Genomic DNA, 24,237 nt, shown 5'->3' with positions numbered 1-24,237 from the left:
CAAGCAGTTTTGTCTTCATTTTTTGCTGACTATCCCCATGCTTTCCATGATCCTGGCTGTATTATCCTTGCAGTCCAGCTCATCGGGTTTTGCCTCGATCAGCTGAATCAGCGACAAAAGATGGGCCTTGTTCTGCGCCAGCCGCACTTCCAGAGACTCGATATCGGCGATCTTCTTCTTAAGCGCCACCATCAGCTCATCATGTTTCCATGATGAAATATCCTCCGGCAAGACCTGCCTGATTTCGTCCAGGGAAAAGCCCGCCTGCTGGGCGTCGGTGATGATGGACAGTACCGCCACCGCTTCCAGCGGATAGTCGCGGTAGCCGTTCGATTGCCGGTCCACGGCTTTCAGCAAGCCCTTGGCTTCATAGAAGCGTATCGTGGACGCCGCCAGGCCGCTGCGCTTGGCCAGTTCGCCGATTTTCATCTTTTTTCCTGCTCCCTTATTGTGGTGTGTTATTCCGCAGGGCCGCGAGCAGAGCTTGCGCCACTTCCTTGCTCGATCCGGGGTTCTGGCCCGTGACGAGGCGGCCATCGGTCATGACGAAGCTGCCAAACGGTAGAAAACCCTTGTCATACAGCGCTCCCCTTCCCTCGAGCTCGCTTTGCAGCAGGTAGGGTACCTGATCCTTGATGCCGGCCAGCGATTCCTCCGTATTCGAAAAGCCCGTCACGCGGCGCCCTTGTATCAGCGGCTTGCCGTTGTCGTCCTGCAGGTCGAGCAAGCCGGCGGCGCCATGGCAGACGGAGGAAACGATGCCGCCGTTGCGGTAGATCGCCTCGGCAATGCGCTTGAGGTCCTGGTTGCCCTTGAAATCCCACATCGTGCCATGGCCGCCCGTGTAGAAAATAGCCCGGTAGCCAGCAGGATCGATGTCGGCCGCCGCTCGTGTCGACGCCAAAGCCGCCATGAAAGCGGGATCTTTCAAGTGGCTTTTTGCGGCGGCATCCATATACAGCCATCCCAGGCTGCGCTCATCGAGCGGCACGGCGCCGCCGTTCGGGCTGACGAAGTCGACGCCAAAGCCGGCGTCCTTCAGCGCGTCATACACGTGCGTCAGTTCCGTGAGCCAGAGCCCGGTATGGTCGTTTCTGCTCGGATACTGGGAATGATTGGTCATGACCACGAGTACCGTACCTGGTTCCCGTTTTGGCGCCGCCGGTTCCGCAGCAACGATCTGCATGAACAGCATGGGCATGAGCGCGAGGAAAAGCTGCTTGAAAACTGACATGGGATCGTCCTCCTGATGGTTGAGTGGCCTGCGCCATGTGATCCACTATAAGCTTAAAGCCAACTTGAATGTCAAGCGGCAGATGGGCGGTGACAGGATTTTGTTGTCTCAGGCTGCTGCGTTTCTTCCAGCCCGTGTTGCGAACGGTACACAGGCAAAAAAAGTGCGTTTTAGAGCTTGACCTTCAAGTTAGCTTAAAGCTTATCGTGAGGTCATCGCAACCCTGGAGATAAGCATGAAGCCTTTTACCCCACTGACGCTGCCCAATGGAAGCGTCATTCCGAACCGCCTCGCCAAAGCCGCCATGGAAGAGAACATGGCTGACAACGATCACGCGCCCTCACAGGAGCTGATCCGCCTTTACCAGTCATGGGCCGACGGTGGCGTTGGCCTGATGATCACGGGAAATGTGATGATTGACCGCCGCGCCATGACGGGACCGGGCGGCGTGGTACTCGATTCTGCGCAATTTGGCGCCCGCTTCGAGCAATGGTCGCGCACTGCCCGTTCACGCGGGGCGCAGATCTGGATGCAGATTAACCATCCCGGACGCCAGATGCCGGCCGCCATGGGACAGGAAACCATCGCGCCATCGGCCGTGGCCATGGATATGGGCAACTTCTCGAAGCAATTTTCCGCGCCGCGGGCAATGACGGAAGCCGACATTGCCGACGTGAAGCAGCGCTTCGTCAACAGCGCCAAGCTGGCGGAACAGTTCGGCTTTACGGGCGTGCAAATCCATGCGGCGCACGGCTACCTGCTCAGCCAGTTCCTCTCCCCTATTACAAATAAACGCACGGACCGCTGGGGCGGCTCGCTCGAGAACCGGGCGCGGCTGCTGGTGGACGTCGTCAACGGGGTGCGGCAAGCCGTGGGCAAAGGCTTTGCCGTCGCCGTGAAGCTCAACTCGGCGGATTTCCAGAAAGGCGGCTTCAGCTCGGAGGACGCCAGGCAAGTGGTTTCCATGCTCAACAGCCTGGGCGTGGACCTGATCGAATTGTCCGGCGGCAGTTACGAAGCCCCTGCCATGCATGGCCAGACCCGCGACGGCCGCACCTTGGCCCGCGAAGCGTATTTCCTGGAGTTTGCCAAGGACATCGCCACCGTGGCCACGATGCCCATCATGGTGACGGGCGGCATACGCCGCTACCCGGTGGTCGAGCAAGTGCTGGGCAGCGGCATCGCCATGGCGGGCATGGGAACGGCGCTGGCCATCGACCCGCACTTGCCGAAAGCATGGCGTGCCGATCAATCGGCCAGCCCCTTGCTCAGGGCCATTACTTGGAAAAACAAGGTGCTGTCGTCGATCGGCTACATGGCGATGGTGAAGTATCAGCTGCGGCGCCTGAGCCAGGGCAAGTCAACGAAGCCCAATGTGGCGCCCGCCCTGGCGCTGGCGATGCAGCAATGGGAAACCGCCATCAGGAACCGGCAGTATCGCCGCCGCATGAATAGCGGCGTGTGAATTGATTTCTTTAAATCCAACATAAAAGGTGCAAGCAATGAACATGAAAATTGCCGCGGCGGTATCCGCATTGATATGGAGTGCCGCCGCAGCCCCGTCGTGGGCTGACAATCCTGTTGAAAACAAGCCAGTCATCATCAATATCGCCGGCCATGACGTGCCGGTGGCGGCCGGTGGCCTGTATGACCGCTATCGCTCGAACCCGCCTCTATCGGTGATCGCGGCGGAAGCGCCGGAGCTCGACCTGAGCTGGTTCAAGGGAATCAAAAAAGAAAAAGTCGCCATCGGCTTTGACTCGTATTCACCGAATTTCTATTATAAAAACAGCAAAATCACGGCCGTCTTTACGGCCGACCTGGCAAGGCTGAAGGAACTGATGCCGGAAGACATACTGAAGCAGGTGCAGCCATTGCAAGTGTGGCCGGGCCGGGGCGCGGTGGCGTTGACGGCCTACGCCTATGAATACTGCGACAACGACAGCTACAATGAAATTTCCCTGGCGATCGTGACGAACAAGCCCGGCACGTCCAGTTTCGGCCCTTTCACCTTGCTGGGGCAATCGCTGTCGAAGGATTTCTGGGGTTATGTGCTCAAGCTGCCCGTGAACACGGAACTGGCCAGGGTGCGCGGTGTCGTAGGCTACAACCTGCCCAAGTGGCTGACCGGCATCGAGCGCAAGGAAACGGACGCCGCCGTCTCCTTTGAAGTCATGGATAGCGCAACGGGCAAGCTCGATTTTGTCTTCGCGGGGAAAAAACTGGACGGTCTGTCGCACCAGGCCGAGCTGGTGACGAACAGCTTCACCAATCAGGATGGCGCCGGCCAGCTCACTTATGGCTTTGCCGTTTCGCGCCAGCTCAGCCCTGCAACGAGCACGAGCGCGGAAGCGCTCGACCTGGCACTGGGCGACGGCAGCTTCTCCAGCTATCTCAAGTCATTGAAGCTGGGGAAGATGATGAAATATGAATATGTGCCGGAATTTCAAAATGCGCTGTATGCGCCGAAACCATTAACAGAGCTCGGTGCCGAAAAATGATTTTGAAATGGCGCCAGGCGGGCAGCAACGGGACGCTTACTCCTCCTGTAGCTGCAATTCCCAATACCCCACGTCGATCCACCGGTCGAATTTACGGCCGACCCGCTTGAACATGGCCGCCTTCTCGAATCCCAGGCGCTCATGCAAGGCGACGCTGGCGTCGTTGGGCTGTGCGATGCCGCCGATGACCACCTGCAGTTGTCGCCGGCGCAAGTCCTCGATGAGCGCGCTGTACAGCTGCCGGCCGATGCCCTGCCCCACGCATTCGTGCGCTAGGTACACCGTCGATTCGACGGAAAAACGATAGGCGCTGCGGGCGCGCCAAGGCGTCGCGTAGGCGTAGCCGAGTATCCTGCCGTCGCGCTCGAAGACATACCATGGCAACTGTGCCCCCACAGAGGCGATACGCTGGGCCATTTCGTCGGTGTCCACCACCCGTTCTTCGAAGGTGATGGTGGAGTTGCTGACGTAATGGTTGTAGATTTCTATGATCGCGGCGGCGTCGGCGGTGGTGGCAAGACGTATCATCAGGGCAATCCTGGTCGAAGGGTGGCAAAGACAGTTTATTTGCCCGGCGTCTCGTGTTCCATGGCCGCCGCGACAAGGGCGCGCGCATCGAGCGGCATGGATTCCTTGCGCTCGCTGTAGCGGCTGGTCAGGTAATCCGAGCGGTCGCGCACGATCAGGGTGAATTTATACAATTCTTCCATGACGTCGACCAGGCGGTCGTAGTACGGCGACGGTTTCATGCGGTCGTTGTCGTCGAACTCCTGGTAGGCCTTGGCGACGGACGACTGGTTCGGGATCGTCACCATGCGCATCCAGCGGCCCAGCACGCGCAAGCCGTTGACGGCATTGAACGATTGCGAGCCGCCCGACACTTGCATCACCGCCAGGGTGCGCCCTTGCGTGGGACGCACGCTGCCCATTTCCAGCGGCAGCCAGTCGATCTGCGACTTGAACACGCCCGTCACGGCGCCATGGCGTTCCGGGCTGCACCAGACCTGGCCTTCCGACCACAGCGACAAGGCGCGCAATTCCTGCACCTTGGGATGGTCGGGGCTGACGCTGTCGACCATGGGCAAGCCATGCGGGTCGAAAACCCGTGTCTCGGCGCCGAAATGCTGGAGAAGCCGCTCCGCCTCCAGGGTCAGCAAGCGGCTGAATGAACGTTCACGCAGCGAACCGTACAGCAGCAGGATGCGGGGCGGATGTGTGGCCACCGCCGGCGGCGCCAGTTTATCGAGGGTCGGCGTATCGAGGTGGGCTGCGCTGATGTTGGGCAAGTCATGCATGATGGTTTCCTTATTCAATAATTCCATGATAGTCGAATTATGGAATTAATGTAAACCTGTTTTGTTCCTGAAGCACCTGCCCTCCCTCCCGGCATATGTTGATGTAGATCAATCAATTTTTGAATCGTGTGCAGCAGAATATGATCATGCGCAAGCCGCTATTCAAGCGACGATGGTTCGGCCTGCACCCTGCACTACACGTACCCACTTCATAAGGAATACCATGATCCCCACTACCATGAAAGCCGCCGTTGTCGAGCAACTGGGCCAGCCGCTGGTGCTGCGCGACGTACCCGTGCCTGTGCCCGGTCCCGGCCAGATCCTCGTCAAGACGGAAGCATGCGGCGTCTGCCACACGGACTTGCATGCTGCGCGCGGCGACTGGCCCGTCAAGCCGACGCCGCCATTCATTCCCGGCCACGAAGGCATCGGTGTGGTGGTGGAGTTGGGCACGGGCGTGACCGAGGTGCGGCTGGGCGACCGGGTCGGCGTGCCCTGGCTCTATTCCGCTTGCGGCCATTGCGAACATTGCCTGGCAGCCTGGGAAACCGTGTGCGCCGAGGCGCAGTTCGGCGGTTACACGAAGAACGGCGGCTTCGCCGAATACATCCTGGCCGACCCGCGCTACGTCGCGCATATTCCGGCCGGTCTTTCTGCCGTGCAGGCGGCGCCCATCATCTGCGCCGGCGTAACGAGCTACAAGGGCATCAAGGAAACGGGCGCGCGGCCGGGCCAGTGGCTGGCCGTATCCGGCATCGGCGGACTGGGCCACCTGGCCATCGAATATGCGGTGGCGATGGGCTTGCGCGTGGCGGCCGTCGACATCGATGAAGGCAAGCTCGAGCACGCGCGCGCCCTCGGCGCCGAAGTGACGATCAATGCGCGCCAGGGCGACCCCGTGGCGGCCTTGCGCGAAGCGACGGGCGGCGGCGCCCACGGCGTACTCATCACGGCGCCGTCGATCGATGCCTTCCAGCAAGGCGTGGCGATGACGCGCAAGCGCGGCACCTGCGTATTGGTGGGCTTGCCGCCTGGCGACTTCCCGACGCCGCTGTTCGACGTCGTCGCCAACTGCGTAACGATACGCGGCTCTTTCGTGGGCACGCGCCAGGACATGGCCGAGGCGCTTGGCTTTGCCGCCACGGGCAAGGTCACGGCCGGCATCGAATTGCAGCCGCTGTCGGCCATCAACGAAGTCTTCAGCCGCCTGGAACATGGCAAGGTCGCCTCGCGCGTGGTGCTCGATTTCAGCAGCAGCTGAGCGCGACTCCCGCCGCGCGGCCGCTGTGTCCTATGGTGCGACGGCAAGCAATTGCCGTTGTTATCATGGCATTTCATAAAAGACACAACAAGGACACCGCGATGAAAAAAACCCTTTCCAGCCTGCTGGCCTGCGCCGCCCTCGCCTGGCCGCTTGCCGCCGGCGCGGCCGAGCAGGCTCCATCCGCGCTGCCCGGACATTATTACCTGCAAGGCGTGATGGAAACGGGTTCCGAGCTGCTGCTGAAAAAGGACGGCACCTTCGAATGGGTGCTCAGCTACGGCAATACCGACCAGCAAGCCAGCGGCGAATGGCGCGTTGCCGGCGACACGGTGACCCTGGTGACGGGCAACGGCGGCAAGGAGCCGCAGTTCCGCGTGTTCGAGGAAGCGGAAATGCGCATCCAGAAACCTGCCGAAGCGGGCCTGTGGGTGGCCATCGTCGGCTTCCCCAAAGTGGGGCCGATGGCCGGCGTGGAGGTAAAATTCGAGGCGCAAAGCGGCAAGACGGCCACGGCGGTGAGCGTGGCGAACGGCGACGCCATCGTCCGCATGCCGGCGTCGGAACGCTGGGTGCGCGCCGGCTTGCGCCGCCAGGGTTCAACAGCCGACTATCAATGGCTGGCCGTGCCGGCGGCGCGCGCGCAGGAACGCATCGCCGCGTTCGCCGTCACCGACGCGCAGTGGCTGCGGGGCCAGGCATTCCAGAAGCTGGCCTTGCGCGTCGTCGATGGCGGTCTGAAAGTCGACGATGCGGACAATGGCCTGTCCAGGGGCTTGTACGCCAAACCGGCATCGAAGCAGTAGCCCTCAATTTACCTCATTCCATTGCGCAAACACGCGGCAACTGGCCGGCAATATCGGCCAGGGCAGCGCTGTTTTACGCCCGCGCACGCCCGTGCGCCGTTGACACCCTGCACCGTCTGTCCTATAGTCGCCGGGTTAACGACAAATGAGAATGAGAATCATGTTCAGTTCTATCAAGAAATGGCTGGTCTGCTATCCGCTCGTGGCTGCCAGCCTCAGCCTGTTACTGGCCGGAGGCGCGCAGGCGCAGGCGGCAGATCCTGGCGCCGGCGCCAAGCAATTGTGGCAATTGATTGACTACGTTGCCGTCGATTACAGCGGCGCCGTCGAGCACGGCAAGGTGGTCAGCGAGGCGGAATACGCGGAAATGCTCGACTTTACCGACAACGCGACGACGCAGATCGCCGCCCTGCCCGCCCACGCGTCACAGGCGGCCATCGCCGCCGCCATCGCCGACCTGCGCAAAGCCGTCGTGGCCAAGGCCGATGGCGTGGAAGTCAAGCGCCTGGCGCACCACGCGAACGGCTTGCTGATTGCCGCCTACCCGATCCCCGTGGCGCCGAAAGTGCTGCCGAACCTGGCGCGCGGCGCGGCCCTGTATGCGGCCCAGTGCGCCTCTTGCCACGGCGTGGCCGGCGGCGGCGATGGTCCGCTGGCGGCCAGCCTGGAGCCGAAACCGATCGCCTTCACGGATGGCGAACGGGCCCAGTCGCGCAGCCTGATGGCCCTGTACCAGGTCATTTCGCAGGGCGTGGCGGGCACCTCGATGGCCAGTTTCGGCCAGCTGTCCGAAAACGAGCGCTGGGACCTGGCCTTCTATATCGGCGGCATGTCGCACGATGCGGCGGCAAGCGCGCGCGGCGAAAAACTGTGGCAGGACGATCCGCGCAGCAAAAAACTGTACGCGGACCTGGCCGCCGTGACGACCTTGACGCAGGAAGCCGTGGCCGCCAAGCTGGGCGCGGACGAGGCGCAAGCCTTGACGGCATACTTGCGCAGCCATCCTGACAAGGCCGAGGCGCACAAGCCTGCCGGCCTGGCCCTGTCGCGTATGCGTCTGGAAGAAAGCCTGGCCGCCATGCATGCGGGGGACCGCGCGGCCGCCACCCGCCTGGGCCTGTCCGCCTACCTGGACGGTTTCGAGCCGATCGAGCCGATGGTCGGCGCGCGCAACAAATCCCTGCTGCTGGCCGTGGAAAACGCCATGCTGGCCTACCGCTCCGCCGTTGCCAAGGGCACGGTGGCCGACGCCGAGGCGGCCGGCGACAAGCTGCAGCAACTGTTTACCCACGTGGAAGCGGAACTGGGCGATGCCAAGGCCGATCCGATGACGACTTTTGTCGGCGCCCTGACGATCCTGCTGCGCGAAGGCGTGGAAGCGCTGCTGATCGTCATCGGCATCATCGCCTTCCTGCGCAAGGCCAAGCGCAACGACGTGCTGCCTTACGTGCATGCGGGCTGGGCCAGCGCCCTGGTGGCGGGCGGCCTGACGTGGGTGGCGGCGACGTATCTGGTGACCATCAGCGGCGCCAGCCGTGAAGTGAGCGAGGGTCTCGGTTCCGTGTTCGCGGCCCTGGTCCTGCTCAGCGTGGGCTTGTGGATGCACCAGAAGAGCAGCGCCGGGCGCTGGCAGGAATATTTGCACGAGAAACTCACGGCGGCCATGACGCGGCGCTCGGCCTGGGGCCTGTTCGCCCTGGCCTTCATCGCCGTCTACCGCGAAGTGTTTGAAACCGTGCTGTTCTATTCCGCCCTGGCGGCGGACGGCAACGGCGGCGCCCTGCTGGGCGGCTTCCTGGTGGCCATCGTGCTGCTGGTCGTCATCGCCTGGGCCTTGCTGCGCACCAGCGCCCGCATGCCGATCGGCAAGTTCTTCTCATGGACGTCGGCCTTCGTGGCCGTGCTGGCCGTGATTTTGATGGGCAAAGGCGTGGCCGCGCTGCAGGAAGCAGGCTGGGTCGGCGTCACCCCCGTCGACTTCATGCGCATCGACTTGCTGGGCATCCTGCCGACGGCGGAAACCCTGCTGGCGCAGGCGGCCATCGTGGCCATCATCATCGCCGGCTATGGCTGGAACCGCGTCTCCGCAGGCAAGCGCAAGCTGGCCTGACCTTGCAATAGCCGGCATGGGCAAGCCGCCCGTGCCGGCACTTCCGCACTTTTTCCCCATTCACCTGTTGCCATGCCGCTCAAGGAGCGGCATGGCGCGCATCCACGTAGGCCCAGGCTTGCAGGCCCGACGCCAGGGTCACGCGCTCGCGCCGGTAGTCGGCCACCTCGTAACCATCCGCCTGCCGCAATTCCTCCAGCGAGACGGCCAGTACGGCGCCCGGCACGCTATCCGTCGGTTCGCCGCGCGAGGCGATCGGATGATGCGTCTTGCCGCTGGTCGCCACCACTTGCGCATCAGAGATGGCCAGCAGCGCCAGACGATAGCCGGGCAAGCGGTCGGGCCGGCTGTCGAGCAGACGCCCGAAGGTGGCCAGTTGCACCCCGGGCTGCTGCAAGGTGCCGTAGGAAAACAGGTGTTCCATCGTTGCCGTTGACATAGTTGCCATCTGTTTCTCCTGGTCGCATGTCGATAGCATGCATCGTAACGCCTTTTGCCGGCACAAGCCCTGCACGGTTTTGAAAACTGCGATATGATGACCATCATGCAGAACTCATCCAACAAATCATCTGACAAGCAACCTTCGGCGCAAAGCCGCAAGGAAGCCACCCATGAACGCATCGTCGAGGTGGCCACGCGCGCCATCCGCCGCAGCGGCTATGCGGGCACGGGCGTGGCCGATATCATGAAGGAAGCGGGCCTGACGCACGGCGGCTTTTATGCGCACTTCGCCTCGCGCGACGCCCTGCTGGCCGAAGCGGGCGACCGCGCGGGCGCCGAAGCGGTGGCGCTGGCGGCCAGGGTGGCGGCCGCCGCCCCGCCCGGCCAGGCGCTTCAGGCCATGCTGGCCGCCTACTTGTCGCCCGAACATATCGCCGCCATCGAGGTCGGCTGCCCCGTCTCGGCGCTGGGTTCGGAAATGCCGCGCCAGGCGCCCGAGGTGCGGCGCGCCGCCACCATCCACATCAAGGAAATGATCGACCTGTTCGCGCGCCAGCTGCCGAACTGGGGCCAGCCCGAAGCGCACGCGCAAGCCATGGCGACGGTGTGCGCCATGATCGGCACCACCATCCTGGCGCGCGCCGTCGACGAACCGGCGCTGTCGGACGCCCTGTGCGCGGCCACCCTGGCGCAGTTCCAGGACACAAACCAGCCGTAACACCCATGGCCCGGGTCCGTCCCGGGCTTTTTTTCAAACAACAATATGACGATCATCATATTCAACACTATCCACCACTGAAGGAACTGCCATGAACAATAACAAGATTGCCCTGGTCACCGGCGCCTCGTCCGGCATCGGCGCGGCCACGGCCCAACGCCTGGCGCAAGCGGGCTACACGGTCTACGGCACCAGCCGCCGCGGCGCGCAAGCCGATGCGGTCGGCTACACGATGCTGGCGCTCGACGTCACCAGCGACGCGTCCGTCGCTGCCGCCGTGGCCGAGCTGATGCGGCGCGAAGGCCGCATCGACCTGCTGGTGAATAACGCCGGTTTCGGCGTGGCCCCGGCGGGCGCCGAGGAAAGCAGCATGGCGCAGGCGCAAGCCATCTTCGTCACGAATTTCTATGGCGTGTTGCGCATGACCCTGGCCGTGCTGCCGCACATGCGGGCCCAGGGCGGCGGGCGCATCCTCAATATCGGTTCCGTCCTGGGCTTTTTGCCCATGCCCTACGGCGCGCTGTATTCGGCCACCAAGCACGCGATCGAGGGCTACACGGAATCGCTCGACCATGAAGTGCGCGGCTGGGGCATCCGCGCCAGCGTCATCGAGCCGGCCTATACGAAAACCACGTTCGAAGCCAATCTGCTGGCGCCCGATACGCCGCTGTCCGCCTACCGGCAAGTGAGCGCGGACGTCACGCGCCGGCTGCAAGCGCTGATGGCCGGCGCCGACGACCCTGGCGTCGTGGCCGACACGGTCCTGGCGGCGGCCCAGGCAAGCCAGCCGACATTGCGCTACACGGCCGGGCCGCTGGCGGCGCGCTTGCGCCTGATGCGCCGTTTCCTGCCCGCCGCGCTGATGGACGCCGGCTTGCGCAAGGACCTGCGCCTGGCCTGAACGCCAGCATTTTTTCCCGCATTCAGAGAGAACATCATGCAAGCATTGCAACTTAAAAAATACGGCGGCCTCGATCACGTGGCGTTTGCCGACCTGCCCCGCCCCACGCCCGGCCCCGGCGAACTGCTGGTGCGGGTGCACGCCGTCGGCCTGAACCCCATCGATAACCTGATTCCCAGGGGCGACTTCAAGCCGATATTAAAACTGCGCTTGCCGGCCACCCTGGGCAGCGACCTGGCCGGCGTGGTGGTGGAAGTCGGCAGCGGCGTCACGCGCTTCAAGGTCGGCGACGCCGTGTATGCGAGCATTTTCGACACGCCGCACGGCAGCCTGGCCGAATTTGCCGTCGTAGCGGAACAGGCGGCCGCGCTGAAACCGGTGAACCTCGATTTCGTGCAGGCGGCGTCGATTCCGATGGCGGGCTTGACGGCGTGGCAAGCCATGCACGAGCGCATGCAGCTGCGGCCGGGTCAGAAAGTGTTCATCCCGGCCGGTTCCGGCGGCATCGGCACGTTCGCCATCCAGCTGGCCCGGCACTTGGGCGCCCGCGTGGGCACGACCACCAGCACGGCGAACGTGGAACTGGTGCGCAGCCTGGGGGCCGATGAGGTGGTCGACTATAAACAACAGCCGTTCGAGGACGTGCTGCGCGATTACGACGCCGTGCTGGGCACGGTGCGCGGCGACGGGCTGGAAAAAGCCTTGCGCATCGTCAAGCCCGGCAGCCGCGTCGTCTCGCTGGTCGGCCCGCCGGATGCGGCCTTTGCCCGCGCGCGCGGCATGCACGCGGTGCTGAAACTGGTGTTCGGTTTACTCAGCCGCAAGATCATCAGCCTGGCACGGCGGCGCGGCGCCAGCTATGCCTTCCACTTCGTGCGTCCCGACGGCGGCCAGCTGGCGCAGATCGCCGCCCTGCTTGAGGCGGGCACCATCCGCCCCGTCATCGACCAGGTGTTTCCTTTTCTTCAAGCCAAACAGGCGCTGGCCTACCTGGCGCAGGGACGCGCACGGGGCAAGGTGGTAGTACAGCTGACCGTGCCTTAAACGAGCTGCGCCGCAACGGCGTCGGGCGCCGTGACTATGTGTGAGTTTTTTGTTGGCAATTTCCTCCATACTCGTTGTCAACCCCATGCCTATTGATACCGGTCAACCTCCATAAAGGTAGCTCATGCGCTTTTCCCCGGAATGCTGCTGGCTCGCTATCGCTCTCGTGGCCGGCATAGTCCATGCCGCCGAACCTGGCGTCACCGATACGCACATCCGGCTGGGCATGGTCAATGCGCAAACGGGCGCGGCCTCGGGCCTGGGGCGGGCCATGCTCGATGGCGCGACGGCCGTGTTCCAGGAAGCGAACCGCAGCGGCGGCATCCACGGCCGCAGCATCGAGCTGGTGGTGGCCGACGATGGCTACGATCCGGACCGCGCCATCAGCGAAACGCTCAGGCTGGTCGAGGAAATACAGGTATTCGCCCTGTTCGGCAACGTGGGCACGCCCACCACCAACGCCGTCATCCCGATTGTGCAGGAAATGAAGGTGCCGCTGGTGGGCGCGTTTACGGGCGCGATGACCTTGCGCCGCCCCGTGGTGCATGAAATCATCAACTTTCGCGCCAGTTACGACGATGAGTCCGATGCCCTGGTGCAGTACTTCGCCAGCCGGGGCATCAAGCGCTTTGGCGTGCTGTACCAGGACGACGGTTTCGGCAATGCCGTGCTCGACGGCACCGTGCGCGCGCTGCAGCGGCGCGGCATGGAACTCGTTGCCAAGGGATCGTTCCAGCGCGGCACGACGGCCGTCAAGGCGGGGCTGGCGGCCCTGATCGGCCACGACCTGCAAGCGGTGATCATGGCCGGCCCCTACACGCCGGTGGCCGCATTCGTGCGCGAAGCGGGCCAGGCCGGGCTGAAGGCGGCCTTGTCCACGGTATCGTTTGTCGGTACCGACAGCCTGCTGCAGCTGCTGGGCACGGAAGGCAACAACATTGTGATTTCGCAAGTGGTGCCCCTGCCGGAAGACCGCCAGTTGCCGATCGCCGCCGACTGCGCCGCCCTGCTGGCCCGGCACGTGCCGTCGGCCAGGCTGTCTTTCGTCAGTTTCGAAGGCTGCATCTCGGCCACCCTGATGGTGGCGGCGCTGCGCCGCACAGGCGCCGACCTCACGCGCGAGCGCCTGATCCAGAGTTTCGAAACGTTCGACCGGCTCGATCTGGGCGGCATGCTGGTAACGCTGCGGCCGGACAATCACCAGGCGTCGACGGCCGTTTTCCTGACCCGTATCGCCGACGGCAGGATCGTTCCGGCGGACCTGGCGCCTGGCGCCAAGTGATGCGCGCCCATTTTTGCGGCCCGCCCTGGAGCCTGACATGAAAATCAGGACCAAGCTGATCATCAGTACCACCGTCCTGCTGGCCGGCGTGGCGGCCATGGCGGCGGCCGGCCTGCTGCTGGTGAAAGGCATCGAAACCCATGTCCACGGCTTGACCGACGAGACGGTGCCGCTGTACACGGACGTGTTGCGCCTGCGTTATACCGTGCAGGACATGGCGTCGGACTTTTTCGAGCTGGGCAAGGCGGAAGACCTGGCGCAGCTGGAGCAGGTATCGAACAAGATCGGCGCCAATATCGAGGCCGCCGAGAACATCAGCGACGATTTGCGGCGCCATGGCGAATCGCAGGCGCCCCGCTACCACGCGGCCTTCGAACGGGAATTCCAACGCATGCGCGTCGCCGTGCGCAAGCGCCTGGAAAACGAGGCCTATTACAAGGCGCAGGCGACGGAGATGCGGCAAGTGCTGGCGCAGATCAAGGCCGCCGCCAAGGGCGCGCGCAGCAAGATCCGCGTGGTCGACAGCCAGGCCCAGGCCACGGCCGCCGAGGTGCAGCTGCAAAGCCAGCGCCTGAACCAGAATGCCCGCTACCTGACCGACCTGCGCAAGAGCATCCACGACATGCAGATTGCGCTGGCCGAAACGGAAGCCGTGAAGAACCGCTTCCGCATCGCCCCCCTGCGCGAGCGGCTGACGGCGGCCGTCGCGCACCTGGCGGGAACCAGCGAGCGCGACATCAGCCCCGCCCAGCAGACGCTGCGGGCGACCCTGCTGGCCACGGCGCGCCAGATGCTCGATCCCGCCGCAGGCTTGCTGGCCCTGCGCGCCGGCCTGCTGGCCGAAGGCGGCGCCGGCGCGGCGCAGCAGGACAAATATCTTGCCCTAAAGGAACAAATCAGCGCCGCCCTGGCCACGGCCCACCTGCGCCTGGCCGAGGAGCTCGATCCCATCGAACTGCAGCTGGCCATCGGACGCGACCGGCTGGCCGAGGCCGGCCGCTACATGCGCACCTCGGCCCGCATCGAGGATGCCAGCGGCGAAATCAACCTGGCCGTCGACGCCATCAGCATCGACGTGGGCGAAGTCATGCTGGCCACGGCCGCCGCCGACGTCACGCGCCTGGGCCAGGATATCGCCCGGCGCATCAGCGCCCTGCACCGCGACATGGCCACCATGCAGGCCTTACAGCAAAGCATAGGCCAGCTGGGCTTGCTGGCCGAAACGAGGGTCGTCAACACTTACCTGGACGCGGTGGAGCGCTCGGGACGGCGGCTGGTGCAGGCCAAGGGCAGCGTGCTGGACAGCCAGACGGCGCTGGGCGAGGTCATCGACCATGTGCGCGCCTTCGAGCGCGAACAGGCCGCCTATTCCGCGCAGCAAGTGGCGCGCATCACGGGGCAGCAGCAGGAGGCGGTGGCCAAGGTGCGCGACGGCGTGCGGCATGCCTTCGTGCTGATCCTCGGCATCGCGCTGGTGCTGCTGTTGGCCTGCGTGATCATCACGGGCCTGATCAGCGCATCGATCGCCAGGCCGCTGGCGCGTTTGTCCTACGCGATTGCGCATATCCGCGACGGCAAGGCCCTGTCGGTGCGCGTGGCGCAGCACGGCAGCGATGAACTGGGGCAGCTGATCACGGGCTTCAACGGCATGCTCGAGCACGTCGAACAGCGCGACCTGGCGCTGACGCAGGCCAAGGCCGAGGCCGACGCCGCCAACCGCGCCAAATCCGAATTCCTGGCCAAGATGAGCCACGAGATCCGCACGCCGATGAATGGCGTGCTGGGCATGACGGAATTGCTGCAACGCACGGAACTGAGTCCCAAGCAGCAGCGTTTCGTGCACACGGTGCACCGTTCGGGCGAAAGTCTGCTCAGCATCATCGACGACATCCTCGACTTTTCCAAGATCGAGGCGGGCAAGCTGGTGCTCGAACACATCCCTTTCGACCTGCGCCAGGTGATCGACGATGTGGTGGCGCTGTTTGCCAACGGCATCCAGCGCAAGGCCATCGAATTTACCTGCCGCGTTGCCTCCGACGTGCCGCAGCACGTCCGTGGCGATCCCGTGCGCCTGCGCCAGATCCTCACCAACCTGCTCAATAACGCCACCAAGTTCACGGAACGGGGCGAAATTTCCGTCGATGTCAGCTGTCCCGCTGCCGGCCAGATCCGCCTGGAAGTGCGCGACACGGGCATCGGCATGGCACCGGAAGCGGCGGCGGCCGTCTTCCAGCCGTTCCGCCAGGCCGACAGCACCACCTCGCGCAAATACGGCGGCACGGGCCTGGGCCTGGCCATCATCAAGCAGCTGGCGGAAATGATGGGCGGCAACATTGTGCTCCAGTCCGTGGCGGGACAGGGTTCCAGCTTCGCCGTGACCGTCGTCGTCGGCGAGGTGGCGCCCGAGGACGCGCCGGCGGCGCCGCCACCGCGCGTGTCGCTCGATGCCTTGAACGTGCTGATCGTGGACGACAACGCCACCAACCGCAGTATCCTGCTGCAGCACGCGATCGAGTGGCAGATGGCCGCCGCCAGCGCCGCCGACGGCGCCGAGGCGCTGGACCGGCTGCAAGGCGCGCTGCGTAGCGGGCGCCCGTTCGACCTGGCGATCATCGACATGCGCATGCCCGTCATGGATGGCGCCGAGCTGGTGCGGGCGATCAAGGGCGACGCACGCATGGCGGCGCTGAAAATCATCATGCTCAGTTCGATCGACGCCTCGGCCGATCTGCGCCAGGTGACGGCGCTGGGCGTGGAATACTGCCTGACCAAGCCCGTGCGGGCGCTGGAATTGCGCCACTGCATCGAGGCCGTCGGCGGCTTCGGCACCCTGGCGCCAGCGACGGCTGCGATACCTGCCACGTCGGCCCCGCCCGCCGCGCCGGATACGGCTGGCGCAGCTCCGGGCCAGGCCCCGCTGCGCATGCTGCTGGTGGAAGACAACGCGATCAACCAGGAAATCGCCCTGGCCATGCTGGAAGACACGGGCTACGAGGCCACGCCGGCCGACAACGGGCGGCGCGCGCTGGCCCTGTGGGAACGCTACCCGTTCGATGTGATCCTGATGGATTGCCAGATGCCGGAAATGGACGGCTTCGAAGCGACCCGGCGCTTGCGCCGCATGGAAACCCAGCAAGGCCGCAGCCGCACGCCCATCATTGCCCTGACGGCCAACGCCATCCTGGGCGACCGCGAACTGTGCCTGGAGGCGGGCATGGACGACTACCTCGCCAAGCCGTACACGCGCGCCGCCCTGCTGGCCGTGCTGGCCCGCTGGCGCCCGGCGTCCGCCGCACCAAAGGCAACGGAGACGCCGCCAGTGACGGCGCAGGCTGTCCAGGCGGCGCCGGCCGAATCGGCCTCCATCCTCGACGCGGCCGCCCTGCAAAACCTGCGCGCCATGCGCCGTCCCGGCCGTCCCGACGTGCTCGGCCGCATCATCGATTTGTTTTACAGCGACGCCCCGCGCCTGCTGGGCCAGCTGGAAGTGGCCGCCGGGGCCAGCGACGCCGCGGCGCTGCAGCTGGCGGCGCACACGCTCAAGTCGAGCTGCGCCAACGTGGGCGCGCTGGGCTTGTCGGCCACCTGCCGTGAAATCGAACAATATGCGCGCGGCAATGACGTCGGCAGCGCGCTGCAGCATATCCGCGGCATCCAGCAAGAACTCGACCGTGTCCTCGCCGCCCTGGCCATTGAAAAGGAAACCCCATGAATACCGCACAGCCCCCGCAAGCACTGGTCCTGGTGGTCGATGACGACACCATGACGCGCATCCTCGTGACGGAAGCGCTGGAGCCGGAAGGCTTCCGCATCGAGGAAGCGGCCAGCGGCCTGGAAGCGCTGGCCGCCTTCCAGCGCGGCGTGCCCGACCTGATCCTGCTCGACGTCGCCATGCCCGGCATGAGCGGCTTCGAATGCTGCGCCCAGCTGCGCCGGCTGCCCGGCGGCGCGCACGTGCCCATCGTCGTACTGACCGGCAACGACGACGATGACTCCATCAAGCAGGCGCTGGAAGCGGGCGCCAGCGATTTCATCTCCAAGCCGATGCAATGGCGGCTGCTGGCGCACCGCCTGCGCTACCTGCTGCGGGCCAGCAGCGCATTAACCGAGCTGAGCCGAATCCAGGAAAGCCTCAGCCACGCGCAGGCGCTGGCCCGCCTCGGCAACTGGGAATACCGGGGCACCGGCGGCGACGGCTACTGGTCGCCGGAACTGCTGCGCATCCTGGGCCTGGAGGCCGATTCCGGCCCCACCAGCTTCGACCGTTTGCTGCAATGCCTGCCCGAAGACCAGCGGCCCCTGCTGCTCGATGCCTTCATGGAACTGCATGCCAACGGCACCAGCTACAGCCTGGAGCACAAGGTGCGGCAGCCCGATGGCGGCGAGTGCATCGTCTTTCACCAGGCCGAAGCCGTGCGCGAAGGCCATCAGGTGCTGCTGATGCGCGGTACCGTGCAGGACATCACGGAACGCAAGCTGCAGCAAAGGCGCATTGAATACCTGGCCAACCACGATGCGCTGACGGACTTGCCCAACCGCCAGTTGCTGAACGACCGCATCGGCCAGGCCATCGCCCACGCGCGCCGCACCCGTTTGCACCTGGCGACCCTGATGCTGGACCTCGACCGTTTCAAGTTCGTCAACGACAGCTATGGCCACCCCGTGGGCGATGCGCTGCTGCAGGAAGTGGCCCGCCGGCTCAAGCTGGCCGTGCGCGAAGGCGACACCGTGGCCCGCCAGGGCGGCGACGAATTCGTCGTCCTGCTGACGGACCTGCCCGACATCGGGACGGCCGAAGAGATCGTGAAAAAAGTGCTCGAGCTGTTCGCCGATCCGGTCGTGCTGGGCGAACATACCTTGCACGTCAGCACCAGTATCGGCGCCAGCGTCTTTCCCTCCGACGGCGACAGCGCCGACATGCTGCTCAAGACGGCCGACGCGGCCCTGTACAGCGCCAAGGACAAGGGCCGCGACGGCTACCAGTTCTACAACCACAAGATGGGCGTGCTGGTGGAAGAGCGGGCCGAAATCGAACACGCGCTGCACCAGGCGCTGGCGCTGAACGAGCTGGAATTGCATTACCAGCCCAAGGTCGACCTCACCAGCGGCAAGATCTACGGCATGGAAGCGCTGCTGCGCTGGCGCCGCGACGGCATCGGGCTGGTGCCGCCGGACCGCTTCATTCCCCTGGCCGAGGAAACGGGCATGATCGTGCCCATCGGCGAATGGGTGCTGCGCACGGCCTGCGCGCAACTGGGCGTCTGGCATGCCTACGGCTTTACGCACCTGACGATGGCCGTCAACGTGTCGGCACGCCAGTTCCGCCAGGTCGACATGCCGGAACTGGTGCGCGCAGTGCTGGACGACAGCGGCCTGCCGGCGCATTGCCTGGAACTGGAGCTGACGGAGAGCGTGCTGATGCAGAACCGCGACCTCGTGGTGCGGGCGCTGGAGCAGCTGAAGGAAATCGGCGTCACCCTGTCGCTGGACGACTTCGGCACCGGCTATTCCAGCCTGTCCTATCTGAAGCAATTCCCCATCGACGTGGTCAAGATCGACCAATCGTTCATCCGCGACGTGACCGACAGCGTGGATGGCGCGTCGCTGACCCGCTCCATCATCGCCATGGCCAAGTCCCTGCACCTGACCACGGTGGCCGAAGGCGTCGAAACGGAGGGTCAATTGGGTTTTCTCAATACCAACCGCTGCGACGCCATGCAAGGCTATTACTTCAGCCGCCCCCTGCCCGGCGCCGAGATGGATCTGATGCTGCATGCAGGCACCCATTTGCCGCCCGAGAGCTGCCATGCCGTGGCGCCCCAGCGCGTGCTGCTGCTGGTCGATGATGAGGAGCATATCCTGTCCGCCCTGCGCCGCTCGCTGCGCAAGGAAGGCTACCAGATACTCAGCACCACCAATCCCCAGGAAGCGCTGGAACTGGTCGCCTCGCATGCGGTGGGCGTGATCCTCACGGATGCGCGCATGCCGGGCATGTCGGGCAACGAACTATTGCGCCGCATCAAGGGCGTCTATCCCGAGATCGTGCGCGTGATGCTGTCCGGCTACCCTGAGCTGCATTCGGTCACGGCGGCCATCAACGAAGGCTCGGTGTACAAATTCATCACCAAGCCGTGGGACGAAACCCTGCTGAAAGACCACTTGCTGGAAGCCTTCCAGCGTTTCGAATCGGGCGTGCAGCGGCCACCACGGGGGCCCCATGGCATCGAGATCAGCAACCGCGCCGCCTAGCGCGCCGCCAGGAGCCATCATGCAGGAGCAGCTGTTCTTCGAAGGCTTGCGCGCCCTGGCCGAAGCGGCCTTTCCCAAGCATTGCGCCTGCTGCGGGCGCGTCTTCGCCACGGCGCACGAGTTCATCTTGCAGACGCAGGCGATGCGCCAGAATGTCTCGGGGCTCAAGCAAAGTTTCGATGACAACAACGTGGCCATCGTCGAGGTCTACCGCAATTGCCTGTGCGGCTCGACCCTGATGGATTTCTTTTCGGACCGGCGCGACAGGTCCGAACCATCGCTGCGGCGGCGCCAGCTGTTTGAGCGCCTGCTGCCGCTGCTGCAGGAAAAAGGCATGGAACAGGCCGCGGCGCGCGACTATCTGCTGCAAGTCGTGCGCGGCGAGCTGCCTTACCAGTAACCAAGCACCTTCCACCACGTCGTGCCGACGACGGCAAAGATCAGCAGTTCCACCACGCACATGATGAAGCCGACCCGCCACCAGTTGCCCATCGTCACGAAGCCGCTGCCGAAGATGATGGGCGAGGTACCCGTCGCGTAGTGGGTCAGGGTCATCATGATGGCCGAGCCGGCCGTCATCATCAGCATGAACGGCACGTGGTATTCGGCCGGGATCAGGTGCAGGCCCACGGTCAGGAAGGCCAGCAGCATGGCGCTGATGTGGGCCGTCGTGCTGGCAAAGAAGTAATGCGAAAAGACAAACACCAGCACGAGGACGGCGGCGATCGGCAGCCAGTCCATGCCGCTGGCGACGATGGCCGCCTTCATGCCGGCCGAGAACCAGGCGATCACGCCCGTCTTGTTCAGCTGCTCGGCCATCATGACCAGGGCGCCAAACCACACCAGAGTGTCCCAGGCGCTTTTTTCCGACAGCACGTCGTCCCAGTCGATGGTGCCGGTAATGATCAGCACGAACAAGCCGACAAAGGCAACGACCGTCGCATCGAGCGAAAAGGCGGGGCCGAACAGCATGGCGGGCACGTTGGCCCACAGCAGCAGCAACAGGGCGAAGGTGCCCAGCATGACTTTTTCCGGCGGCGACAGCGGGCCCATGCCTTTCAATTGCGCCTTAGCGTAGGTGACGGCGTCGGGCGTGGCTTTCAGTTCCGGCGGCGACAGCCAATAGATGATCAACGGCATCACCAGCAGGCAGACCAGGCCCGGCAGCAGCATGCACAGGGCCCAGGTGGTCCACGTCAGGTGGAAACTCTGGCCGCTGGCCTTGGCCACGAAATCGACCACCAGCGGGTTGGGCGCCGTGGCCGTCAGGAACATGGCCGAGGTGATCGGGTTGGCATGGTAGTTGACGAGGGCCAGATACGTGCCCACCTTCTTTTCCGTGCCCTTGGCCGGGTCGGAATCGAAGGCGTTGGCGATCGATTTCATGACGGGGTGGACGATGCCGCCGCCGCGTGCCGTGTTACTGGGCGTAAATGGCGCCAGCACCAGTTCGCAAATCGCCAGGCCATAGCCGATGCCCATGGTGCGTTTGCCCAGCAGCGAGATGAACAGCAAGCCGATGCGGCTGCCCAGCCCCGTCTTTTTCAGGCCGCGCGATATCAGAATCGCCACGACGATCAGCCAGATCAATGGATTCGAAAAACTGCTGAGCGCATCTGTGATGGCGCCCTTGGACGAGGTCGACGTCACCTGCGACAAGGACACGATGACGATGGCCATCATCGCCATCACGCCGATCGGCATGACTTTTAATATGATCGCCAGTATCGTGGTGAGGAAGATCGCCACCAGGCCCCAGGCCTTCGGCGTCAAGCCTTCGGGCGCCGGCAGCAATAGCATGCCGACAAGCAAGGCAGTGCAGATCAGGGCGGGGACGAGGCGGAATGGGACGGCTTCCTTGAAATGCAGGAACAGGTCGCGCACTGTTTTATACATCATGATTTCCTTTACTGGACAGGCATCCGGACGGGCAGTGGCGCCCGCTCGGCTTGTGATAATTCTTTTTAGCAACATCATACAAGCTCATACGCAACCGCCCCGCTCCATTACGCGTGCGCGTGCCAGGAAATTGCCGAATCGTTGACTTGAGCGCTATCACAGGAGCGGAATATATTGACGGCCAGTGACAATGGGTGACTTTTTTGGCAATTTTTCTCTGTATCTTTCCCCGTAGCTGCCGCCAGATATGCCACCAGGATTGCCAACCTTTCAGGGGAAAACTTGATGAATAGCACGGAACAGTATTCGATCCACCCATCCATCGGCATCGCCCGCGTGGGCAACAGCCATGATTCGTTCTATCTGGCGCCGGAAACCATCGGCGGGCTGCCGGTCGAAGCGGACGGCAACAACGATCCGCTGCTGGCCGATGGCAAGCCGGTCCACGTTGCCCAGTTCAAGGATGCGGCCGGCCGCGTGCGGCGCCAGGCGGCCAGTTTCCGCATCTACAAGTCCGTGGCGGGACGTCCCGGGGAAAAAGTCCTGGTCGACCTGCAAGACCCGAGCATTGCCAAAATCGAGTGGACAGTGCACGTGGCTAACAAGAAGGCGGCCTGGTGGAACTTCATTCCCCTGCTGGGCGACCTGATGTTTGGCCCGTACAACAGCTATGAAACCTGGGAAAATACGCCGCCCGCCTGGAACCTCACGCCCACGTCCTGGACCAATCTGCGCAACAGCGACGTCACGGGAGAGGCGGCACGGCAAAAACTGATCGTCGATCCGGGACCGCGCACCCTCGACGCGCCGCTGGGCAAGGCCCAGTTCGACAAGGACGGCGCCGGCGCGTACAAGCACGTGTCCTTCCCCGATCCGCAAGCCATCACGCAAGGCTATCCGGTGCGCACCCTGGGCGAAATGCGCACGGATTCGCGCGGCAACTTGCTGGTGATCGGCGCCTATGGCCGCGCCGGCGGCTCGGAAAGCATCACGGGCTTCGGCGGCGGCGATACGTGGAATGACGACGTGGCCGACGGCCCCGTCAGCGCAACCATCCATTTCAAGGATGGCAGCCCCTCCGTGGAGCTGAAAGCCTGGGTGGTCATCGGCTCGCCGAAGTTCGCGCCAGAACTGGTGAATATTTCCACTTGGGATGACGTCGTGGCCGACATGGCCATCAAATACAAGAACGCGCTGCCAGAGGCCTACGATGCGGCCCGCTGGAGCGGCAGCGATGGCTGGAACCCCGACTATGTCGTCAATTACGCGCAGGACATTCAGCCATTCCTCGCCAGGATAGGCGATTACCAGTGGGTGGCGACGGTGCCGTCGATGACGGCCTTCATCCGCCCCGCCTTCGACGTGGCCGATGCCTCGGAAGCAAACCGGCCCCAGCGGGAAAAATTCCTCAGCTATTTCAGGAAGCCATCGGCCATCCGGCCCGGGACCAAGGAACAGGTGCCGGGTTTTACCGGCGGCCAGGGCGGGCAATTGTTCAGCGCCGCCACCACGGACAATCCCGGCGCGGGCATACCGCTCGTGCCCCTGAATTCGGGCAGCAATTCCGTGCGCAACAACGTCATCAGCAAGTTTTCGGTATTGACGGATACGCAATACTTTGCCTTGCAGCAATGGGCGGCCGGCAAATTCGCCCCCGACGCGCCGGGCCTGGCCTTACCGGGCATCGACCCGCTCGACCACGCGACCATCGGCAATTGCGTCGGCGAACCCATGTGCCCTGGCATCGAAGTGACGTGGAGCGTGCGCAACCCCATCATCTATGAAAAACCGTACGCCATCCTGCACCGCGTGGATGCCGACTACGCCAAAAACGGCCTCTCGCCGGGCCGCGACGAATGCGAACCGCTGGACTGGAGCGATCCGACCGTCGGCACCGGCTGCGAACCGGGCGACCTGACCAAGCGCATGGCGATTCCATGGCAGGCCGACTTCTATGACTGCTCCGTGCAGATGATCAACTTCGACAATCCGGATATCGTCAAGAATCCCGATACGATGATCCCCGTGCCGCCCACCTACTACGCCTACTGGTGGCCGCCGCAAAGCCCGTGGAACGTGATCAATGGCGCCACCACCAAGGAAGAACAGGCGCTCGCCGGCGTGCCGGCCGGCATGCAGGTGATGTACAGCCGCGGCATGAACAGTTTTTCGCAGATGATCAGCTCCTGGCACTACCTGGGTTTCATCGTGAACCAGAACGAGGATGCCGAATCGGGCCGCCAGTATCCGTACTTTGTGGAAAAGGAGCGCAATCACGCGAAATTCGTGGCCGCCAGCGTCGGTGTCGGCAATGCCAGCAGCTTCATCACGGGCGACGATGCCAACTACCTGCCTGCGTGGTTCCTCAAGGATGAAGATCCGCAGACGGCGCCCGAGAAGGCCTCGCAGCTGTTTGCCAGCGGCGGCGCGCAAGTGGCCCTGCATGACACGCCGAAGAAAATCATGCCGGCCAACCGGCGCCGGTTTTCCCATTGA

Annotated in this window: 19 protein-coding genes; 13 read left to right on the top strand and 6 right to left on the bottom strand. The window is 64.1% G+C overall.

The window, feature by feature from the left end:
• Positions 1 to 15 precede the first annotated feature (15 nt).
• Positions 16 to 429: a MerR family transcriptional regulator gene (locus AC1Q6X_RS06350; RefSeq protein WP_492495830.1), complete on the bottom strand. Its 414-nt coding sequence runs from the start codon at positions 427 to 429 to the stop codon at positions 16 to 18.
• A gap of 16 nt (positions 430 to 445) precedes the next feature.
• Complete coding sequence (locus AC1Q6X_RS06345) at positions 446 to 1,123, bottom strand: type 1 glutamine amidotransferase domain-containing protein (RefSeq protein ID WP_492495828.1); 678 nt, start codon at positions 1,121 to 1,123, stop codon at positions 446 to 448.
• Positions 1,124 to 1,469: 346 nt separating this feature from the next.
• On the opposite strand from AC1Q6X_RS06345, the gene AC1Q6X_RS06340 reads away from it, so the two are divergent.
• Together AC1Q6X_RS06340 and AC1Q6X_RS06335 are read left to right on the top strand one after the other, a co-directional pair.
• A complete protein-coding gene (locus AC1Q6X_RS06340) occupies positions 1,470 to 2,699 on the top strand; it encodes an NADH:flavin oxidoreductase/NADH oxidase family protein (RefSeq protein WP_492495826.1) in 1,230 nt (409 codons plus the stop codon).
• 43 nt (positions 2,700 to 2,742) lie between these two features.
• Positions 2,743 to 3,735: an acetoacetate decarboxylase (ADC) gene (locus AC1Q6X_RS06335; RefSeq protein WP_492495824.1), complete on the top strand. Its 993-nt coding sequence runs from the start codon at positions 2,743 to 2,745 to the stop codon at positions 3,733 to 3,735.
• A 36-nt stretch (positions 3,736 to 3,771) separates the two neighbouring features.
• On the opposite strand, the gene AC1Q6X_RS06330 is transcribed toward AC1Q6X_RS06335, so the two are convergent.
• On the bottom strand, positions 3,772 to 4,263 hold the full coding sequence (locus tag AC1Q6X_RS06330) for an arsinothricin resistance N-acetyltransferase ArsN1 family B (RefSeq protein ID WP_492495822.1): 492 nt from the start codon (positions 4,261 to 4,263) through the stop codon (positions 3,772 to 3,774).
• 35 nt (positions 4,264 to 4,298) lie between these two features.
• On the bottom strand, positions 4,299 to 5,033 hold the full coding sequence (gene arsH / locus AC1Q6X_RS06325; protein ID WP_492496061.1) for an arsenical resistance protein ArsH: 735 nt from the start codon (positions 5,031 to 5,033) through the stop codon (positions 4,299 to 4,301).
• A 220-nt stretch (positions 5,034 to 5,253) separates the two neighbouring features.
• Between arsH and AC1Q6X_RS06320 the strand changes: the two genes are divergently transcribed.
• The 3 genes from AC1Q6X_RS06320 to AC1Q6X_RS06310 all read left to right on the top strand — a co-directional run bounded on the left by AC1Q6X_RS06320 (position 5,254) and on the right by AC1Q6X_RS06310 (position 9,207).
• Complete coding sequence (locus tag AC1Q6X_RS06320) at positions 5,254 to 6,291, top strand: zinc-dependent alcohol dehydrogenase (protein WP_492495820.1); 1,038 nt, start codon at positions 5,254 to 5,256, stop codon at positions 6,289 to 6,291.
• Positions 6,292 to 6,392: 101 nt separating this feature from the next.
• Complete coding sequence (locus tag AC1Q6X_RS06315) at positions 6,393 to 7,097, top strand: hypothetical protein (RefSeq protein WP_492416676.1); 705 nt, start codon at positions 6,393 to 6,395, stop codon at positions 7,095 to 7,097.
• Between the two features lie 160 nt (positions 7,098 to 7,257).
• Positions 7,258 to 9,207 (top strand): FTR1 family protein, encoded by a 1,950-nt coding sequence (locus AC1Q6X_RS06310; RefSeq protein ID WP_492495818.1) that lies wholly within the window; start codon positions 7,258 to 7,260, stop codon positions 9,205 to 9,207.
• A 79-nt stretch (positions 9,208 to 9,286) separates the two neighbouring features.
• Here the strand turns inward: AC1Q6X_RS06310 and AC1Q6X_RS06305 are convergent, their stop codons facing one another.
• Entirely contained in the window at positions 9,287 to 9,655 is a 369-nt protein-coding gene (locus AC1Q6X_RS06305) for a gamma-glutamylcyclotransferase family protein (protein ID WP_492495816.1), read from the bottom strand.
• Between the two features lie 84 nt (positions 9,656 to 9,739).
• Between AC1Q6X_RS06305 and AC1Q6X_RS06300 the strand changes: the two genes are divergently transcribed.
• The 7 genes from AC1Q6X_RS06300 (at position 9,740) to AC1Q6X_RS06270 (ending at position 20,242) form a co-directional block, all read left to right on the top strand.
• Entirely contained in the window at positions 9,740 to 10,366 is a 627-nt protein-coding gene (locus tag AC1Q6X_RS06300) for a TetR/AcrR family transcriptional regulator (protein ID WP_070218878.1), read from the top strand.
• A 91-nt stretch (positions 10,367 to 10,457) separates the two neighbouring features.
• A complete protein-coding gene (locus AC1Q6X_RS06295) occupies positions 10,458 to 11,267 on the top strand; it encodes an oxidoreductase (protein WP_492495815.1) in 810 nt (269 codons plus the stop codon).
• A gap of 36 nt (positions 11,268 to 11,303) precedes the next feature.
• Entirely contained in the window at positions 11,304 to 12,311 is a 1,008-nt protein-coding gene (locus AC1Q6X_RS06290; protein WP_492495813.1) for an NADP-dependent oxidoreductase, read from the top strand.
• Positions 12,312 to 12,435: 124 nt separating this feature from the next.
• Complete coding sequence (locus AC1Q6X_RS06285; RefSeq protein ID WP_492495811.1) at positions 12,436 to 13,593, top strand: ABC transporter substrate-binding protein; 1,158 nt, start codon at positions 12,436 to 12,438, stop codon at positions 13,591 to 13,593.
• A gap of 37 nt (positions 13,594 to 13,630) precedes the next feature.
• Complete coding sequence (locus AC1Q6X_RS06280; RefSeq protein WP_492495809.1) at positions 13,631 to 17,305, top strand: response regulator; 3,675 nt, start codon at positions 13,631 to 13,633, stop codon at positions 17,303 to 17,305.
• Positions 17,302 to 19,842, top strand: a complete 2,541-nt coding sequence (locus AC1Q6X_RS06275; protein WP_492495807.1) for an EAL domain-containing protein — start codon at positions 17,302 to 17,304, stop codon at positions 19,840 to 19,842. Before AC1Q6X_RS06280 ends, AC1Q6X_RS06275 begins: the two co-directional genes overlap by 4 nt.
• A 19-nt stretch (positions 19,843 to 19,861) precedes the next feature.
• Positions 19,862 to 20,242, top strand: a complete 381-nt coding sequence (locus AC1Q6X_RS06270) for a hypothetical protein (RefSeq protein ID WP_492495805.1) — start codon at positions 19,862 to 19,864, stop codon at positions 20,240 to 20,242.
• Here the strand turns inward: AC1Q6X_RS06270 and AC1Q6X_RS06265 are convergent.
• A complete protein-coding gene (locus tag AC1Q6X_RS06265; protein WP_070310386.1) occupies positions 20,233 to 21,738 on the bottom strand; it encodes an anion permease in 1,506 nt (501 codons plus the stop codon). The two genes, AC1Q6X_RS06270 and AC1Q6X_RS06265, sit on opposite strands and share 10 nt — an antisense overlap.
• A gap of 288 nt (positions 21,739 to 22,026) precedes the next feature.
• Here AC1Q6X_RS06265 and lodA point away from each other — a divergent pair, with 288 nt between their 5' ends.
• Positions 22,027 to 24,237: a CTQ-dependent lysine 6-oxidase LodA gene (lodA, locus tag AC1Q6X_RS06260; RefSeq protein ID WP_492495803.1), complete on the top strand. Its 2,211-nt coding sequence runs from the start codon at positions 22,027 to 22,029 to the stop codon at positions 24,235 to 24,237.

This window comes from Janthinobacterium sp. GW823-FHT06H09 (assembly GCF_058794735.1).
This window is presented reverse-complemented; position numbering and strand designations above follow the sequence as displayed.

What these genes read in the sequence shown, in the direction of transcription:
- AC1Q6X_RS06295 (WP_492495815.1), top strand. Translation starts at nt 10,458, where the DNA reads ATGAACAATAACAAGATTGCCCTGGTCACCGGCGCCTCGTCCGGCATC.
- AC1Q6X_RS06310 (WP_492495818.1), top strand. Translation starts at nt 7,258, where the DNA reads ATGTTCAGTTCTATCAAGAAATGGCTGGTCTGCTATCCGCTCGTGGCT.
- AC1Q6X_RS06320 (WP_492495820.1), top strand. Translation starts at nt 5,254, where the DNA reads ATGATCCCCACTACCATGAAAGCCGCCGTTGTCGAGCAACTGGGCCAG.
- AC1Q6X_RS06285 (WP_492495811.1), top strand. Translation starts at nt 12,436, where the DNA reads ATGCGCTTTTCCCCGGAATGCTGCTGGCTCGCTATCGCTCTCGTGGCC.
- AC1Q6X_RS06280 (WP_492495809.1), top strand. Translation starts at nt 13,631, where the DNA reads ATGAAAATCAGGACCAAGCTGATCATCAGTACCACCGTCCTGCTGGCC.
- AC1Q6X_RS06315 (WP_492416676.1), top strand. Translation starts at nt 6,393, where the DNA reads ATGAAAAAAACCCTTTCCAGCCTGCTGGCCTGCGCCGCCCTCGCCTGG.
- AC1Q6X_RS06335 (WP_492495824.1), top strand. Translation starts at nt 2,743, where the DNA reads ATGAAAATTGCCGCGGCGGTATCCGCATTGATATGGAGTGCCGCCGCA.
- AC1Q6X_RS06305 (WP_492495816.1), bottom strand. Translation starts at nt 9,655, where the DNA reads ATGGCAACTATGTCAACGGCAACGATGGAACACCTGTTTTCCTACGGC.
- AC1Q6X_RS06345 (WP_492495828.1), bottom strand. Translation starts at nt 1,123, where the DNA reads ATGACCAATCATTCCCAGTATCCGAGCAGAAACGACCATACCGGGCTC.
- AC1Q6X_RS06340 (WP_492495826.1), top strand. Translation starts at nt 1,470, where the DNA reads ATGAAGCCTTTTACCCCACTGACGCTGCCCAATGGAAGCGTCATTCCG.
- AC1Q6X_RS06290 (WP_492495813.1), top strand. Translation starts at nt 11,304, where the DNA reads ATGCAAGCATTGCAACTTAAAAAATACGGCGGCCTCGATCACGTGGCG.
- AC1Q6X_RS06350 (WP_492495830.1), bottom strand. Translation starts at nt 429, where the DNA reads ATGAAAATCGGCGAACTGGCCAAGCGCAGCGGCCTGGCGGCGTCCACG.
- lodA (WP_492495803.1), top strand. Translation starts at nt 22,027, where the DNA reads ATGAATAGCACGGAACAGTATTCGATCCACCCATCCATCGGCATCGCC.
- AC1Q6X_RS06330 (WP_492495822.1), bottom strand. Translation starts at nt 4,263, where the DNA reads ATGATACGTCTTGCCACCACCGCCGACGCCGCCGCGATCATAGAAATC.
- AC1Q6X_RS06275 (WP_492495807.1), top strand. Translation starts at nt 17,302, where the DNA reads ATGAATACCGCACAGCCCCCGCAAGCACTGGTCCTGGTGGTCGATGAC.
- AC1Q6X_RS06300 (WP_070218878.1), top strand. Translation starts at nt 9,740, where the DNA reads ATGATGACCATCATGCAGAACTCATCCAACAAATCATCTGACAAGCAA.
- AC1Q6X_RS06265 (WP_070310386.1), bottom strand. Translation starts at nt 21,738, where the DNA reads ATGTATAAAACAGTGCGCGACCTGTTCCTGCATTTCAAGGAAGCCGTC.
- AC1Q6X_RS06270 (WP_492495805.1), top strand. Translation starts at nt 19,862, where the DNA reads ATGCAGGAGCAGCTGTTCTTCGAAGGCTTGCGCGCCCTGGCCGAAGCG.